The sequence below is a fragment of the Mesorhizobium sp. ES1-1 genome, from assembly GCF_020164785.1.
GTDB lineage: Bacteria > Pseudomonadota > Alphaproteobacteria > Rhizobiales > Rhizobiaceae > Mesorhizobium.
The window spans coordinates 448,117-462,074 of the sequence record NZ_JAIUGX010000004.1; the positions used below are offsets into that span (position 1 = coordinate 448,117).

The 13,958-nt window shown below is 62.5% G+C and carries 17 protein-coding genes; 4 read left to right on the plus strand and 13 right to left on the minus strand.

From position 1 onward, the window contains the following. The first annotated feature begins 11 nt into the window (after positions 1-11). Both LB513_RS09905 and LB513_RS09910 read left to right on the plus strand, forming a co-directional pair. Positions 12-785 carry an ABC transporter permease gene (locus LB513_RS09905; protein ID WP_224663289.1) on the plus strand — a complete coding sequence of 258 codons (774 nt, stop codon included), beginning with the start codon at positions 12-14 and terminating at the stop codon, positions 783-785. Next, positions 782-1,579, plus strand: coding sequence for an ABC transporter ATP-binding protein (locus LB513_RS09910; RefSeq protein ID WP_224663290.1), 798 nt, complete (start codon positions 782-784; stop codon positions 1,577-1,579). Before LB513_RS09905 ends, LB513_RS09910 begins: the two co-directional genes overlap by 4 nt. Positions 1,580-1,585: 6 nt before the next feature. On the opposite strand, the gene LB513_RS09915 is transcribed toward LB513_RS09910, so the two are convergent. From LB513_RS09915 to LB513_RS09920, 3 genes are all read right to left on the minus strand, one after another. Further along, positions 1,586-2,524: a GlxA family transcriptional regulator gene (locus tag LB513_RS09915; protein WP_411962695.1), complete on the minus strand. Its 939-nt coding sequence runs from the start codon at positions 2,522-2,524 to the stop codon at positions 1,586-1,588. Positions 2,525-2,857: 333 nt separating this feature from the next. After that, positions 2,858-2,992 carry a hypothetical protein gene (locus LB513_RS25175; RefSeq protein WP_263482030.1) on the minus strand — a complete coding sequence of 45 codons (135 nt, stop codon included), beginning with the start codon at positions 2,990-2,992 and terminating at the stop codon, positions 2,858-2,860. A 336-nt stretch (positions 2,993-3,328) separates the two neighbouring features. Continuing rightward, positions 3,329-3,514 carry a hypothetical protein gene (locus LB513_RS09920; protein WP_224663292.1) on the minus strand — a complete coding sequence of 62 codons (186 nt, stop codon included), beginning with the start codon at positions 3,512-3,514 and terminating at the stop codon, positions 3,329-3,331. A 222-nt stretch (positions 3,515-3,736) separates the two neighbouring features. Here LB513_RS09920 and LB513_RS09925 point away from each other — a divergent pair, with 222 nt between their 5' ends. Continuing rightward, a complete protein-coding gene (locus LB513_RS09925) occupies positions 3,737-4,636 on the plus strand; it encodes a LysR substrate-binding domain-containing protein (protein ID WP_224663293.1) in 900 nt (299 codons plus the stop codon). Between the two features lie 33 nt (positions 4,637-4,669). On the opposite strand, the gene LB513_RS09930 is transcribed toward LB513_RS09925, so the two are convergent. From LB513_RS09930 to LB513_RS09970, 9 genes are all read right to left on the minus strand, one after another. After that, positions 4,670-5,623: an alpha/beta hydrolase gene (locus LB513_RS09930; protein WP_224663294.1), complete on the minus strand. Its 954-nt coding sequence runs from the start codon at positions 5,621-5,623 to the stop codon at positions 4,670-4,672. Positions 5,624-5,858: 235 nt separating this feature from the next. Then, positions 5,859-6,047 (minus strand): hypothetical protein, encoded by a 189-nt coding sequence (locus LB513_RS09935; protein ID WP_224663295.1) that lies wholly within the window; start codon positions 6,045-6,047, stop codon positions 5,859-5,861. Between the two features lie 170 nt (positions 6,048-6,217). Further along, positions 6,218-8,311 (minus strand): ASKHA domain-containing protein, encoded by a 2,094-nt coding sequence (locus LB513_RS09940; RefSeq protein WP_224663296.1) that lies wholly within the window; start codon positions 8,309-8,311, stop codon positions 6,218-6,220. Between the two features lie 10 nt (positions 8,312-8,321). Beyond that, on the minus strand, positions 8,322-9,293 hold the full coding sequence (locus LB513_RS09945) for a methyltetrahydrofolate cobalamin methyltransferase (protein ID WP_224663297.1): 972 nt from the start codon (positions 9,291-9,293) through the stop codon (positions 8,322-8,324). Positions 9,294-9,373: 80 nt separating this feature from the next. Then, on the minus strand, positions 9,374-10,465 hold the full coding sequence (locus tag LB513_RS09950; RefSeq protein WP_224663298.1) for a methylenetetrahydrofolate reductase: 1,092 nt from the start codon (positions 10,463-10,465) through the stop codon (positions 9,374-9,376). Next, positions 10,462-11,085: a methylenetetrahydrofolate reductase C-terminal domain-containing protein gene (locus LB513_RS09955; RefSeq protein WP_224663299.1), complete on the minus strand. Its 624-nt coding sequence runs from the start codon at positions 11,083-11,085 to the stop codon at positions 10,462-10,464. Before LB513_RS09955 ends, LB513_RS09950 begins: the two co-directional genes overlap by 4 nt. Continuing rightward, positions 11,078-11,380: a virulence factor gene (locus LB513_RS09960; protein WP_224663300.1), complete on the minus strand. Its 303-nt coding sequence runs from the start codon at positions 11,378-11,380 to the stop codon at positions 11,078-11,080. The genes LB513_RS09955 and LB513_RS09960 overlap by 8 nt, the downstream gene beginning before the upstream one ends. Positions 11,381-11,566: 186 nt before the next feature. Further along, positions 11,567-12,145 carry a DUF4893 domain-containing protein gene (locus LB513_RS09965; protein WP_224663301.1) on the minus strand — a complete coding sequence of 193 codons (579 nt, stop codon included), beginning with the start codon at positions 12,143-12,145 and terminating at the stop codon, positions 11,567-11,569. Positions 12,146-12,166: 21 nt separating this feature from the next. Next, positions 12,167-12,796, minus strand: coding sequence for a DUF1638 domain-containing protein (locus tag LB513_RS09970; RefSeq protein WP_224663302.1), 630 nt, complete (start codon positions 12,794-12,796; stop codon positions 12,167-12,169). Between the two features lie 64 nt (positions 12,797-12,860). Between LB513_RS09970 and LB513_RS09975 the strand changes: the two genes are divergently transcribed. Then, positions 12,861-13,016, plus strand: coding sequence for an entericidin (locus tag LB513_RS09975; RefSeq protein ID WP_224663303.1), 156 nt, complete (start codon positions 12,861-12,863; stop codon positions 13,014-13,016). Positions 13,017-13,083: 67 nt separating this feature from the next. On the opposite strand, the gene LB513_RS09980 is transcribed toward LB513_RS09975, so the two are convergent. Continuing rightward, positions 13,084-13,782, minus strand: coding sequence for a corrinoid protein (locus tag LB513_RS09980; RefSeq protein WP_224663304.1), 699 nt, complete (start codon positions 13,780-13,782; stop codon positions 13,084-13,086). Positions 13,783-13,958: the final 176 nt, after the last annotated feature.

Sequence of the window (13,958 nt, forward strand, 5' to 3'; positions counted from 1 at the left end):
TTGGTTTGACGATGCGCCCCTTGCATCCGGTTTCGCCGGGCATTCGAACGGTGCTCGGCATCTCTTTCTTCGTGCTGTTCGTGGCGTTTTGGGCGTGGATCACGCTGGGCGGCCACGTCAACCGCATCTTCCTTGCCGATCCACTGTCGATGCTGCGGGATGGCTGGCGGCTGCTGGTCGAGGACCGTTTCTGGCTCGACATCCTGATCACGATCTGGCGGGTCTTCGGCGGCTTCGTGCTTGCGTCCGTGGTCGCGGTGCCGCTCGGCATCGCCATGGGTGCCTGGAAGCCCGTGGAAGCGTTTCTAGAGCCGTTCGTCTCCTTCGCTCGATACCTACCGGCGTCGGCCTTCATCCCACTGCTGATCCTATGGGCCGGCATCGGCGAACTCGAGAAGCTGCTGGTCATCTTCGTCGGATCGGTGTTCCAGATCATCTTGATCATCGCGGTAAAGGTCGGATCGACGCGGCGTGACCTCGTCGAGGCGGCCTACACGCTGGGCTCCACCAACAATGGCATCGTCAAGCGGGTGATCATGCCGGCCAACGCGCCTGAGATCGCCGAGACGCTGCGGCTGGTGCTGGGCTGGGCCTGGACCTATGTGATCGTCGCCGAACTGATCGGCTCATCCTCCGGCATCGGCTACATGATCATCAACAGCCAGTCGCGGCTGGCGACGGGTCAGATCATTTTCGGGATCATCGTCATCGGATTGATCGGGCTGTTGTCCGATTTCGCGTTCAAGGCCTTCAATCGCTGGCTTTTTCCATGGAGCCTGGCGTGAGCAAGCTTCTCATCGAAGGCGTCTCGCGCACGTTCGCCGGCGTGCGGGGCGGGCAACCGGTCAAGGCGCTGACGCCGATCGACCTGGCGGTGGCGGCCAATGATTTCATCACCATATTGGGGCCGTCCGGCTGCGGAAAGTCGACCCTCCTGCGCATCGTCGCCGGCCTGGAAGCACCGAGCGAAGGGCGCGTGCTGCTCGACGGCAAGGCGGTGACGCGGCCGGGCCCGGATCGCGGCATGGTTTTCCAGTCTTATACGCTGTTTCCCTGGCTCACGGTGGGGCAGAACATTGCCTTCGGCCTGCGCGAACGCAACATCGCGCAAAAGGAGCGGGACGCCATCGTGGCTTCCTACGTGGATCTGGTCGGGCTCAGAGGGTTCGAGAACCATTGGCCGAAGCAGCTTTCCGGCGGCATGCAGCAGCGCACTGCGATCGCGCGTGCGCTGGCCAACGACCCGGAAATCTTGTTGCTGGACGAGCCTTTCGGCGCGCTAGACAACCAGACGCGCGGGCTGATGCAGGAACTATTGCTGGGCATCTGGGAACGGCGCAAGAAAACGGTGCTGTTCGTCACCCACGACATCGAGGAGGCGATCTTCATGGCGTCGAGGGTGATCGTGATGTCGGCGCGGCCCGGGCGCGTCAAATCGGACGTCGCAATCGATCTACCGCATCCGCGCCACTACACGCTGAAGACCAGCCCGGAATTCTCCGGCCTGAAAGCGCGGCTGACCGAAGACATCCGCGTCGAGGCAATGCGGACCGCGCAAGGGCAGCCGGCCGAAGCCTGATCGGCATCAGGCCGCCAGCAACTGCTTGCGGTCGACCCGCTCCTGCTGCGGCGAGCGGGCGTAGAGCTCGCGGTAGCATTTCGAGAAATGCGAGGCCGAGACGAAGCCGCAGGCAACCGCCACCTCGACAACGGGCATCGAGGACTGGATCAGCAGATGGCGAGCCCGGTCGAGCCGAATCTCGAGATAATAGCGGGCAGGGGAGCGTCCCATCTCGGTGCGGAACAGGCGCTCGATCTGGCGGCGCGACAGGTCGACATGATCGGCGATCTCGATCAGCGAAAGCGGCTCGGAGAGGTTTGCTTCCATCAATTCGATGATGGTCAGCACCTTCGAGTTCTGGACGCCGAGGCGGGCTCGCAGCGGCAGGCGCTGGCGGTCGGTTGGGCTGCGCACGCGGTCGGTCAGCACCTGCTCGCACACGCGGTTGACGAGATTGTCGTCGAAATCGTCGCCGATCAGCTTCAGCATCATGTCGAGCGCGGCGGTGCCGCCGGCGCAGGTGTAGATGTTCTGGTCGATCTCGAACAGATCGGCAAAGACATTGGCCTTCGGGAACGCCTCGGAAAAGCCGGGCAAGTTTTCCCAATGTATGGCGCAGCGCTTGTTCGAGAGCAGCCCGGCGGCGGCAAGAATATGCGCGCCGGTGCATAGGCCGCCGACCGCGACGCCGCGATTGTACTCCTCGCGCAGCCAGGCGAACGCCGACTTGTTATGGTAGCGCTCGACATCGATGCCGCTGCAGACGATGGCCATATTCGGCCGTTCGGGGCCGGCCATCTTCTTGCGCTCTTCTTCCAGCGAGGTATTGACCGCGCATTCGACCCCGTTCGAAGCGCGCACCGGCTTGCCGTCGATACTGGCGAGGCGCCAGCGATAGGCCTCGTAGCCCAGCATGCGATTGGCCGAGCGCAACGGGTCCAGCGCCGTCGCGAAGGCGATCATGGTAAAGTCGGGAATAAGGAAGAATACAAACGATCGCTTGATCGGATGCTTTGCGGCGTTCAAGGGGACCTCCCACAGCCATGGCGCGAACAGGATGTCGCGAATAGCACAGCGACATCAGGAAAAACCATGCGTGTCAATTGGTCCGGAGTTTTGGAGAACATTAAATTTGCGACATGGGTCGCAAATGGGCAATTGTTCGTCTGCTTGCCCAAGGCCCGGGCGCCGGATGGTCAATGGGCAGGCAGGGCCTGCAAAGGCAAACGAAAACGCCGCCTCGGCTGAAGCCGGGCGGCGTTGCAGTGAAGGGCAGGGAACGTTGCCCTAAATGAGTCAGGCTACGAAACCGAGGCGCGCCGCCGCCATCGCACCGGTCTGTCCGGGCATGGTGTTGGACAGGCGCTGGCGCTCAAGAGCGGTGGTGAGGTTCATTTCGCGGCGGGCAAAGAGCCGGGCAAAAAGCTTCATGATTCATCTCCATTCGGTTGCTCAGACGGGTCGCCTTCGCTGAAGGAGTGGGGCAGCTCGTTTGCTGGCGCTGATATAGGCCCGCGCAAAGGAAAACAAAATGACAAAAACGAAGCGCTTGATATGAAAAGCGACATGCGATGCGACATATATGGGCAGAGCGCCTAAATCTGTATCGCTTACAAGGCGTTGGCCGAGGAGGCGACGTCATGCGGCTTTCTCATATGCGCCATGCGCCGCCGACATGGCTAAAGAAACTCATTTGAATACGAATGAATTAGAAAAGGCCTGCCGGGCTGTCAGCGCGGCAGGCCTTCAGACTTGTGCCAACACGGTTTACTTTGCTCCTGCCCACGATCCAACGCCGTGGCGAAGGGCGGCCTTGGCATCGGCGGCTTCAGGCCATCCGATATCTTTCTGCAGTTCGATGGGCAGGGAACGGATTGCGCGTTCGGTCTGGTAGCGGGCACGGGCCGCGTTGAACTCGGTCGCAATTCGACCGATGGACGACAGGATGGACATATCGATCTCCTTTTTGAGTGGGGCTGGGACGCGAGGCCCCTGCCTGGTTACATCGGGTATGTTTCAGCTTCAGTTCACGTCTTGGGCAGGTCCGGATCGTAGTCGTTTTCTGGTCACTTCCACGCGGTCTGCCTTGATGATGTTGACTATCCTCCCGATCTGATGTTCAATCAAACGAAATGGAATGATGCTTTGTATCAGAAAAATTGAAGGCCGCTTCCCATGAACGCCCCGCTCAATCATCCCTTGCCGCTGCTCGATCTCGATGTCTTGCGGACTTTCGTGGCCATCGCCGAAACCGGCAGCTTCACCACGGCCGCCAATGCCGTGTTCCGCACGCCGTCCGCTGTTTCCATGCAGATCAAGAAGTTGGAAGACATTCTTGGCCGCTCGGTGTTCGCGCGGGACGCACGTTCCGTGACGCTGACCACCGACGGCGAGGTGCTGCTCGGCTATGCCCGACGCCTGCTTTCAATCAACCGCGAGGTGGTGTCGAAGTTCATCATTCCCGACATTGTCGGCGTTGTCCGGCTTGGCTCGCCTGACGATTACGGCGAGCGCGTGCTGCCGCATGTGCTGAAGCGCTTCGCGCAGTCGCATCCGTCCATTGCCGTCGACGTCACCATCGACCAGAGCATCAATTTGCGTCGGCGCATGGACGACCGGGCGCTCGACATCACGCTGCTGACCAATTCCTATAAGACCAGCGCCATCGGTGCCGAGGTTCTGTTGACCGAGCCCATCGTCTGGGCGGGCGCCAAGGGCGGCTGCGCGCATCTGCGCGAACCGCTGCCGGTGTCCTTGTGGGAAGAGGGCTGCGCGTGGCGGGCCGGCGCACTCGATGCGCTGGGTCGCGAGGGCCGCAACTACCGGATCGCCTATATGAGCGCCCACACGGCGGGCCAGCGCGCCGCGATCATGTCCGATCTCGCCGTGGCGCCGCTGCCGAAATCATTCCTCGGCAACGAGATGGTCGAACTCTGCCCGAAGGACGGGATGCCCGACATCGGCACCTATAGCCTGGCAATGGTGGTGGCGCCCGATGCCAGCGCTCCGGTCAAGGCGGTGGCCGATCATATAAGGGCGACGTTCGAAGTGTTCCGCGAAACAGGAAAGTTCTGATTCCCCGACAACGTCGGACCGGAACCTGAAGCGCTACTCCGCCGCCAAGGTGGAGGCGGATTGAACACTTGCTCTGTTGTCCTGCATGACCGGCCAGCGATCGCCTTTGAGAAAATCGACGATGTGCTGGCGGGCGCGACGCGACTCCGGCATATCTATCAGTGGCCAGACATGGACCATGCCTTGCTCGTGTACGACGTCGATCTCGACGCCGGCGGCTCGGGCCTTTTCGGCGAAGATCAAATTGTCGGGGGTCAGGAGGTCGCGCGAGCCGGTCAAGAGCAGGGTCTTCGGCAGCACCGAAAGATCGCCGTAGAGTGGGCTGATGTGCCAGTCCTTGCGGTCGATGCCGGCACTGTAGAGCCGGATCGCTTCCAGGCCACCTGGAATGCCAAGCCAGGGATCGTTGCGTTCGGCCTCGAACAGCTTGGGGTTGGAGAGCGACATATCGAGTCCCGGTGAAATCAGCACGTGACGCGACGGCGGGGGCAGGCCTTCTTCCGCGGCCATCATGGTCAGCACCACGGCCATGTTGCCGCCGGCGGAGTCGCCCATGAAGATCATGTCATCGGCGTCCGTCTCGTCCAGCATTCCGCGATAGACATCGCCCACCATGCCGAACATGGCATGGAAATCGTGCTCGGGGGCTATGGGATAGATAGGCACGGTGATGCCGTACCCCAGCCGGTCAGCCATCTCGGCGATCAGGTGCCAATGATAGGGCGTGATTTCAAAGACATAGGCGCCGCCGTGCAGGTAGAGAATCCGCTTTCGCTGGCCAGCCGTCGGAGCGATTTCATAGACGGGAAAGCCATCAACCAGCCGTATCTCGATTTGGAAACGCCGATGCAACGCGGCTGGCGGGCGGTGGTCCTCCGTCCTGCGCGCGGCTGCGATCCAGCGCTGCAGGTTTTCCGGGCTGGAAAACGCCTTCTTGCGGCTGTGCCGGAGGACGAAGGATACGAGGTGGCTCTTGAAACTAGGCATGCGGGTACACGAACTTCGGCTGCAGCCGACTAAGAGAAATCCCCTCTCCCGAAGATCGTATCGTGGCCGAAAATGTCAAGATTTACGGCGCGTCCACACGGTGGTGTGATCCGTTCCGCCTCGCCAGCGTTTCAGCGACGCGGCAGCAGCGCGGCGCGCAGCCGGTTGCTAAGAGCCACCGAGGATGTGCGATATCCCCGGCGGGTGCCCAGTAGCTTGCATTTGTCAGCGAAGGTCATCCGCGCGCGGCGGTCCAGATGGTACCGAAGAGGACGGCCTTTTCGCTGGCCCGCGGCGACACCGGCCAGCCGATATCCTTCTGGATCTCCGGCGGCAGGCTGTTCAGAATGCGGCGGGCCTTATTGCGGTCATGGGCATTCTTGATGGCCGCGCCATAGCGGCCCAGGCTTTCGAGCATCGACATCATTGTCTCCCTTGGACTATGGCGGCAGGAAGATGTTTCCCGCCTGCCATTCGATGCCGGTTGAATGCGCCCGCTATGTATCTGGCCGATTTCACCAAAACGGCGTTTCGGTTTCCGGATCAAACGGTCCGGAAACATTTGCATACAAACGAGTTTGAGGCGATCGGCCCCTATTCGCGGCCGCGCCGCCGGCCTTCGTGGCCTTCGCGCGAGCGTCGGCGCGGAGTGGCGTCACCGGCGATGCCATCCTCGCTCACCGTCTTGCGCGGCGGCAGCTTCACCGCAGCCGACAATTTCGGGAACGGATCGACCTTGTTGGGCAGCGCCATGGCGTAGACGAAATGCTCCTGGAATTTCGGCTCCAGCGCGGTCTCGATCTTCTCGATCTGGCTGACCGTCTCCTCGATCTCCCGGCGATAGCCGCGATTGAGCAGCGCCATGCGGGCACCGGCACCGGCGGCGTTGCCGACGGCCGAGACCTTGTCGAGGTCGCAATCGGGGATCAGGCCCAGGACCATGGCGTATTTCGGATCAATGAACGAGCCGAAGGCGCCGGCGAAATGGATGCGGTCGACATGGTCGGTATGCTGCTTTTCCATCAACAGCTTGGTGCCGGCATAAAGCGCTGCCTTGGCGAGCTGGATGGCGCGCACATCGGTCTGGGTGATGGTGATCTTCGGCCCATCGTCGTTCAATGAGTCGGAGCCTTCCTTCAGCACGTAGGAGAAGGTCCGGCCGTTGGCGGTGACGCGCGGCGATCGCGCGGAGAGCCCACCATCGATGACGCCGTCCTCCGAGATGATGCCGGAGAGATACATTTCCGCGACCACTTCGATGATGCCGGAGCCGCAGATGCCGGTGACGCCGGTCGCCTGCACGCTGTCGAGGAAGCCTGGATCGTCGGACCACAGTTCCGAGCCGATGACGCGGTATTTCGGCTCCAGCGTGTCGGGATCGATGCGCACGCGCTCGATGGCGCCCGGCGCGGCGCGTTGGCCGCCCGAGATCTCGGCGCCCTCGAAGGCCGGCCCGGTGGGCGAGGAGGCCGCGACGACGCGCGCGCGGTTGCCGAGCACGATCTCGGCATTGGTGCCGACATCGACGATCAGCATCATCTCGTCCTGGCGGTGCGGGCCTTCGGAGAGCGTTACGGCCGCCGCATCGGCGCCGACATGGCCGGCGATGCAGGGCAGCATGTAGAGCCGCGCGCCCTGGTTGAGCTTGAGGCCGATGTCGGAGGCCTTGATATGCACCGCACCGGAAACTGCCAGCGCGAAAGGCGCGCCGCCGAGTTCGGTCGGGTCGATGCCGAGGAACAGATGGTGCATGATCGGATTGCCGACGAAGACGGAATCCAGGATGTCGTTGCGCTGGACATTGCCTTCGGCGCAGACCTTATCGACGAGGCCCGAGATGGCCTCGCGCACGGCAACCGTCATGCCCTCGCGGCCATCCGGGTTCATCATCACATAGGAGACGCGGCTCATCAGATCCTCGCCGAACCGGATCTGCGGGTTCGACGTGCCCGACGAGGCGGCGACACGGCCCGACAGCAGTGACACCAGATGCATGGCGATGGTGGTCGAGCCGATATCGCAGGCCAGCCCGTAGGCTTCGTTCTTGAGGCCCGGCCACAGCGCGATCACCCGCGCCGTCTCCGTCTCGGCATCCTTGTGAATGGCGGCGGTGGCGGTCCAGTTGCCCTTGCGCAAGATGCCCTGCACCTGCGGCAGGAGGTAGAAATCGAAGTCCAGGCTGTTGAGGTTCCAGTCCTTCATCAAAGCGATCTTGAGGCGATCGAGGTCGCCCAGAGGCTTGTGCATGTCGGGCTCTTCGATCTCGACATAACACATGCGGATGGCCGCATCGCGGGCGATCACCCTGGTATCGGCATCCTTGCGGATGGTCTGCGCGTTGATGACCGTGTCCTGCGGCACGTCGATGACGAGATCGCCGAGGATCTGTGCCGAGCAGGAGAGGCGTCGCCGCTCGGGCAGCCCCCGGACGCGCTCGTAGCGCTCTTCCTTCGGGCCCTTCGGCGAGATGTGATCGTTGGAGGAAACGATCTTGTGCTTGGCGAAATTGCCTTCCTGCACTTCGATCTGGCAACGCCCGCAGGTGGCGCGTCCGCCGCAGACGCTTTCGACATAGACGCCGAGCTGGCGCGCGGCATCGAGCACCGGCGTGCCGACGGGAAACCGCCCGCGCTTGCCCGAGGGCATGAACAGAACGAGCGGATCGGTGATGTTGGCGGGTGAATTCACGATTGCGCGCTTATCCCCGGCTCATGCGGGCTTCTCGGCCGCCACGGCGGCGTCCACCGGCAGCGCCGTCGCCCGGCGCGTTGACCTGAGTCGGCGCGGCAACCGCCTGGCCGCCTTCGGCCGGCTTGTAGTCCTTGTAGGTTCGGATCCAGTTGGTGCAGTTCTCGTCCGTGCCGTTCAGCACATTGGCGCCGCGCACGGCTTCCATTTCCTGCGGACGCACCGGGTTCATGATCGCCGAGGTCATGCCGGCGCCGATCACCATGGGGATGAAGGCGGCGTTGATGCCATGGCGGTGCGGCAGGCCGAAGGAGATGTTGGAGAGGCCGCAGGTGGTGTTGACCTTGAGCTCTTCGCGCAGGCGGCGCAACAGCGCGAACACCTGGCGGCCGGCATCGCCCAGCGCGCCGATCGGCATCACCAGAGGGTCGACGACGACATCATGCGCCGGAATGCCGAAATCGGCGCAGCGCTCGACGATCTTCTTGGCGACGGCGAAGCGCACGTCCGGATCCATCGAAATGCCGGTCTCGTCATTGGAGATGGCGACGACGGGCACGTTGTACTTCTTGACCAGCGGCAGGATGGCCTCGAGCTTCTCTTCCTCGCCGGTGACGGAATTGACCAGCGGGCGGCCCTTGGCGACCTTCAGTGCCGCCTCGATCGCAGCGGTGACCGAGCTGTCGATCGACAGGGGCAGGTCGACCAGGCCCTGCACGATCTCGAGCGTCTGCACGAGCAGGCCGGGTTCGGTCTCGTTTGGGTTGACCGACGTCACGCCGGCGTTGACGTCGAGCATGGTGGCGCCGCAGGCTGCCTGCTCGAGCGCGTCCCTGATCACGGTTTCGAAATTGCCCGCGATCATCTCCGCGGCCAGCTTCTTGCGGCCGGTCGGGTTGATGCGCTCGCCGATCACGCAGAAGGGCTGGTCGAAGCCGATGATGATTTCTCGTGTCGCCGAGGCGACGATGGTCCGGGTCATGAAATCTCTCCGTCGTGATATAAAGAGTTCTTTATATCGTTATCTGGTTCCGTTCAAGCGAATGGTGGTCGGTCGGGCCGTCAGTGCGCCGTCTTCACCATGTCCACCTGGGTCTCGGTGATATCGTCGTGCAGGATGTGTTCGAGCCGGTCGGCGACCATCTGGTCGTCGCGGCGGATTTCGCGCTTCCATGGCTGGCGGCCCTTGAGCACGCCGGATTCATCGACGATCTCGGCGACGTATTCCTCCTGGCGATAGGCCATCACATGGACGCCTGAGACACCAGGGATTTCCTTCACCTCGTTGATGATGTCGATGCAGAGCTGCTTGCCTTCCTTCTTCTGGTCCTGCGCGCCTTCCAGGCGCTTGATGACAGAATCGGGAATGTGGATGCCCGGAACATTCGACCGGATCCACTTGGCTGTCTTGGCCGAAGCGAGCGGACCGACGCCAACCAGGATGAAGCATTGTTCGGTGTAGCCGAGGTCGCGCACCTTCTGCATGTAGGCGCGGAACATCGGCACGTCGAAGCAATACTGGCTCTGCACGAACTGCGCGCCGGCGGCGATCTTCTTGCCAAGGCGATGCGGCCGGAAGTCGATCGGCGGTGCGAACGGGTTGATGGCGGCGCCGAGGAAAATCTGCGGCGGCGTCGTCAGCTTGCGACCGGAGAGGAACTTGCCATTGTCGCGCATGATGCGGCAGGTTTCCAGCAGCGACATGCAGTCGAGGTCGAACACCGGCTTGGCGCCGGGCTGGTCGCCGGCCTGAACGCCATCGCCTGTCAGGCAGAGCATGTTGGCGACACCCATCGCCGCGCCGCCCAGCACGTCGCCCTGGATGGCGATGCGGTTCTTGTCGCGGCAGGCGATCTGCATGATCGGCGCGTAGCCCATGCGGGTCAGCAGCGCGCAGATGCCGACCGACGACATGTGGCAGTTGGCGCCGGATGCATCGACGGCGTTGATCGCATCGACCCAGCCGTCGAAGATTTTCGCGCGATTGTAGACGTCTTCCGGGTCGGCGCTGTCGGGCGGATTGAGCTCCGTCGTCACCGCGAACTCGCCGCGCCGCAGGACGCGCTCCAGCCGGCCGCGTGATGTGTGGCCGGGCAGGGGGTCGAGCGGCAGGTGGATGCCGGCCGGGTTTTCGTCGCGCTGGCTGCCGATCATACCGATGCCCCGGTCCTTGCCGAGGCGGCGGCCTCGCGCGCGGCCGCCGCCTGCGCGGTGACGCGCAGCCAGGCCGAGGTCTCGCGCAGCGACTGGTCGACCGGCTTCTGCACTGCCAAGATCCTGTCGCCGTGCACCATGTTCTGCGAGCCTTCCCAGGCCTTGACCCAGACGCAGGGCATATCGGGCTCGACCTCGCAATTGCCATTGGCGCGCACGCCGCCGCACGGGCCGTTGCGCAGCTGCTTGGGGCAGTTCATCGGGCAGGACATGCCTGTCGACGACAGGATGCACTGGCCGCACATGCGGCAGTCGAACATGAAGCCCTTGACGCGCCTTTCGACAAATTTGATCGGCCCTTCGACACGGCCATAGCCGATGCCTTTCCACAGGGGATGCAGCAGCAGGAAGGTGTCGGCGAAACGGGCATAGAACCATTCGAGCAGGCGCGAGTGCCTGATCGACCACAGCCGGACCGCGAAGGAGCGCTGCACGCGCCGCTGCGGCGACACGTCGGCCGGCTTGTAGTCGGATTTCGGCGCCGCCTTCTTTACCAGGGTTGCCTGGGTGACCGGCTGAACAACCGTGGCGCCATCCTTGGCAGGAACGGTTTCAGACATTGTCTTTGCCGCCCGCCTTCACCAGAGCGACCAGCCGCTCACGGTCGTATTTCCCGTCGAGGTCCTGAAAAGCCTTCTCGACCTCGGCTTCGAGATCGTCGCTGACCGGAACGGGATCGGCCTTGCGCCATTCGGCCAGATAATCGTCGGTGCCGCCGGCGCCGGTGCGCATCGCGCACATGTCGATCGCCTCTGTGAAGCGCAGTGGCAGTTCGCGCTTGGCGTTCTGCCGGCCCTTCTTGACGATGACTTGGGCGGGTATGTCGCGCCAGTAGACGACGATCAGATCGGCCATGAAAATCTCACTCCTCGATCCGTCGAGCATTGCCGCATGCGCAATGGGGCCGCTTGTTATGGGACGACGCGCGCGCATTCAAAAGCGACGCATTTGAATGTCGTAAAATGAAAGGTGCGTTTATTCGTTTGCGACGCGCGCGGATAGGCGTCCCCTGGCATCGGGCAGCCGTGCCGGACTCGCGGATCAGCGCTTCAATTCCAGGATGTCTAGCTTCGATTCATAGTAGGGTGCGGGCAGCTCGATGCGCCATTCCCTGGCACTGTTGCGGAAGGCATAACCGACCTGGTCGGTTTGCGGGCCGCTGCCATAGGGTTTTGCCGGATCGGTATTCACATAGCCCGATCCAAGATAGATCGCGCGCTTTTCACCATCATCGAAAAAGCGGCCCTTGGTGCGCTGTGAGCCGCTGGTCTTTTCCAGGCGCCAGCCGGAACCGTCGTCGGTGACCTTGCACTTGAACCAGCCATAGATGACGAGCGGGGACAGTCCGCCGGCCTTGATGGTGCGGCAGCGCCAGTTACCGGTCAGGTCGCCATCGGAGAAAGGCACCAGCGGTTTTGCCAGCAAGGCGTCGAGCTGCCTGATGTCGGCCGGGTTTCCCGCTTTCGCCTCGGCCAGGGCGGCCTTGCGGGTCTCGCTGTATTTGTCGAGCCGCGCCTTGTCGGCAGGCGTGATCAGTTTCTGTATCTCGCCGTCGGCGAATGCAGGCAGGGCGGAACACGCCGCTAGGCACAGCGACAGCAGCAATGAGCGAACCAGCATCAAAATTCCTCCCGGTGATGTTCAAGCGTGCGCGGCGGCCCGCGCCATCCCGGCCGGGAGATCGCCATAGCCGGTGGCGCGCCGCTCATAGGCGAGACCGAGCAGCAGGGCGGCCTTCTCGGCGACCCTGTCGAGTTCAGGATCGTCGGTCTGGGCCAGATAGATCAGCCTCTCGTAATTGCCGAAATAGTCCTTGATCAATTCCGGATGCCGGTCGAGGCCAAGCGGCTTCATGAAGAAGGCATCGAACTGGCGGCAGAGAAAATCGGTCATGTAGAAAGACATCATGTCGCCATCGGCGACGTTCGCATAGGCTTCCATGCCCTGATAGAAGGCGAAACAGTGCGGTCCCGCCATGCGCTCCACGCCATGTTTCTCCAGGACGCGGTCGAGCAGGCCGCCGGTGCCGCAATCGCCATAGCCAACAAAGATATTTCGATAGCCCTCGGTCCTGGCCTTCTCTATGGCCTTGTCCATCGCCGGGGCTATGCGGTCCGGATGAAAATGGAACTCCGCCGGCAGGCAGGTCAGCTCCAGATGATCGAGGCCGAGCTTGTCCTTGATGGCCAGTACCTCGCGCGCAAGCATTCCACAGGCGATGACAAGCAGCCTGTCGGGGTGGGCGATTATGTTCTTTTCTGTCTTTGCCATGGAACCAGCTAAGCCGGCTTTCGTTGCTGTGAGGCGAATTTACCGCGAGAGGGATAGACCGTCCATGAAAACACAGACATATGCAGTTGTAGCGATGCTCGCCAGTGCACTGCTGGTTTCCGGGTGCGCGAACACGATCCGTGGCGTCGGCAAGGATGCCGCCGGCACCGTCGACGCGACACAGAATGCCGGCAAGAGAGTAGCGAACGCCGCCAATTAACTCGGGCGATATTAAGCGCGACCCGAGTTACGAGAAACGGCCGCCATGACTGGCGGCCTTTTCATGATCAGGCGGAAGCCCGCATATTGTGCTTGCGCTTCATGAAGTCCTTGGCGGTTTCGACCGCCACGGCCGCATCGCGGCAATAGGCGTCGGCGCCGACGGCCTTGCCGAATTCCTCGTTGAGCGGCGCGCCGCCGACCAGCACGACATAGTCGTCGCGGATGCCCTTTTCCTTCATCGTGTCGATGACGACCTTCATGTAGGGCATGGTCGTGGTCAAAAGCGCCGACATGCCGATGATGTCGGGCTTGTGCTGCTCGATGGCATCGAGATATTTCTCGACCGCATTGTTGATGCCAAGGTCGATGACGTCGAAGCCCGCACCCTCCATCATCATGCCGACCAGGTTCTTGCCGATGTCGTGGATGTCGCCCTTGACGGTGCCGATCACCATCTTGCCCTGCTTGGGCGCGCCGGTGGCGGCCAGCAGCGGCCGCAGGATGAACATGCCGGCCTTCATGGCATTGGCCGACAACAGAACCTCGGGAACGAACAGGATGCCGTCGCGGAAGTCCTCGCCGACGATGCGCATCCCCTCGACCAGCGCTTCGGTCAACACCTTGTAAGGCACCCAGCCGCGCTCGAGCAGGATGTTGGTGCCTTCCTCGATCTCTTCCTTCAGCCCGTCATAAAGATCGTCGTGCATCTGCTGCACCAGTTCGTCGTCGGACAGTTCGGAAAGGATGATCTCGTCGTCGGCCATTTGTATCGAGCTCCTGCCGGCATCGCGACTGTGTCGCAAGGCACAAAATATTCGCGTTCATACCTAACCCGCTGGGGGTATGTGTCCATAGCTGATTTGCGACTTCGCGCAAAAGGAAAGCGACCGTAACTCTCTTGGAATTCTTGTCGATTTTGCGACAGGCGTTGGCGCTGGCG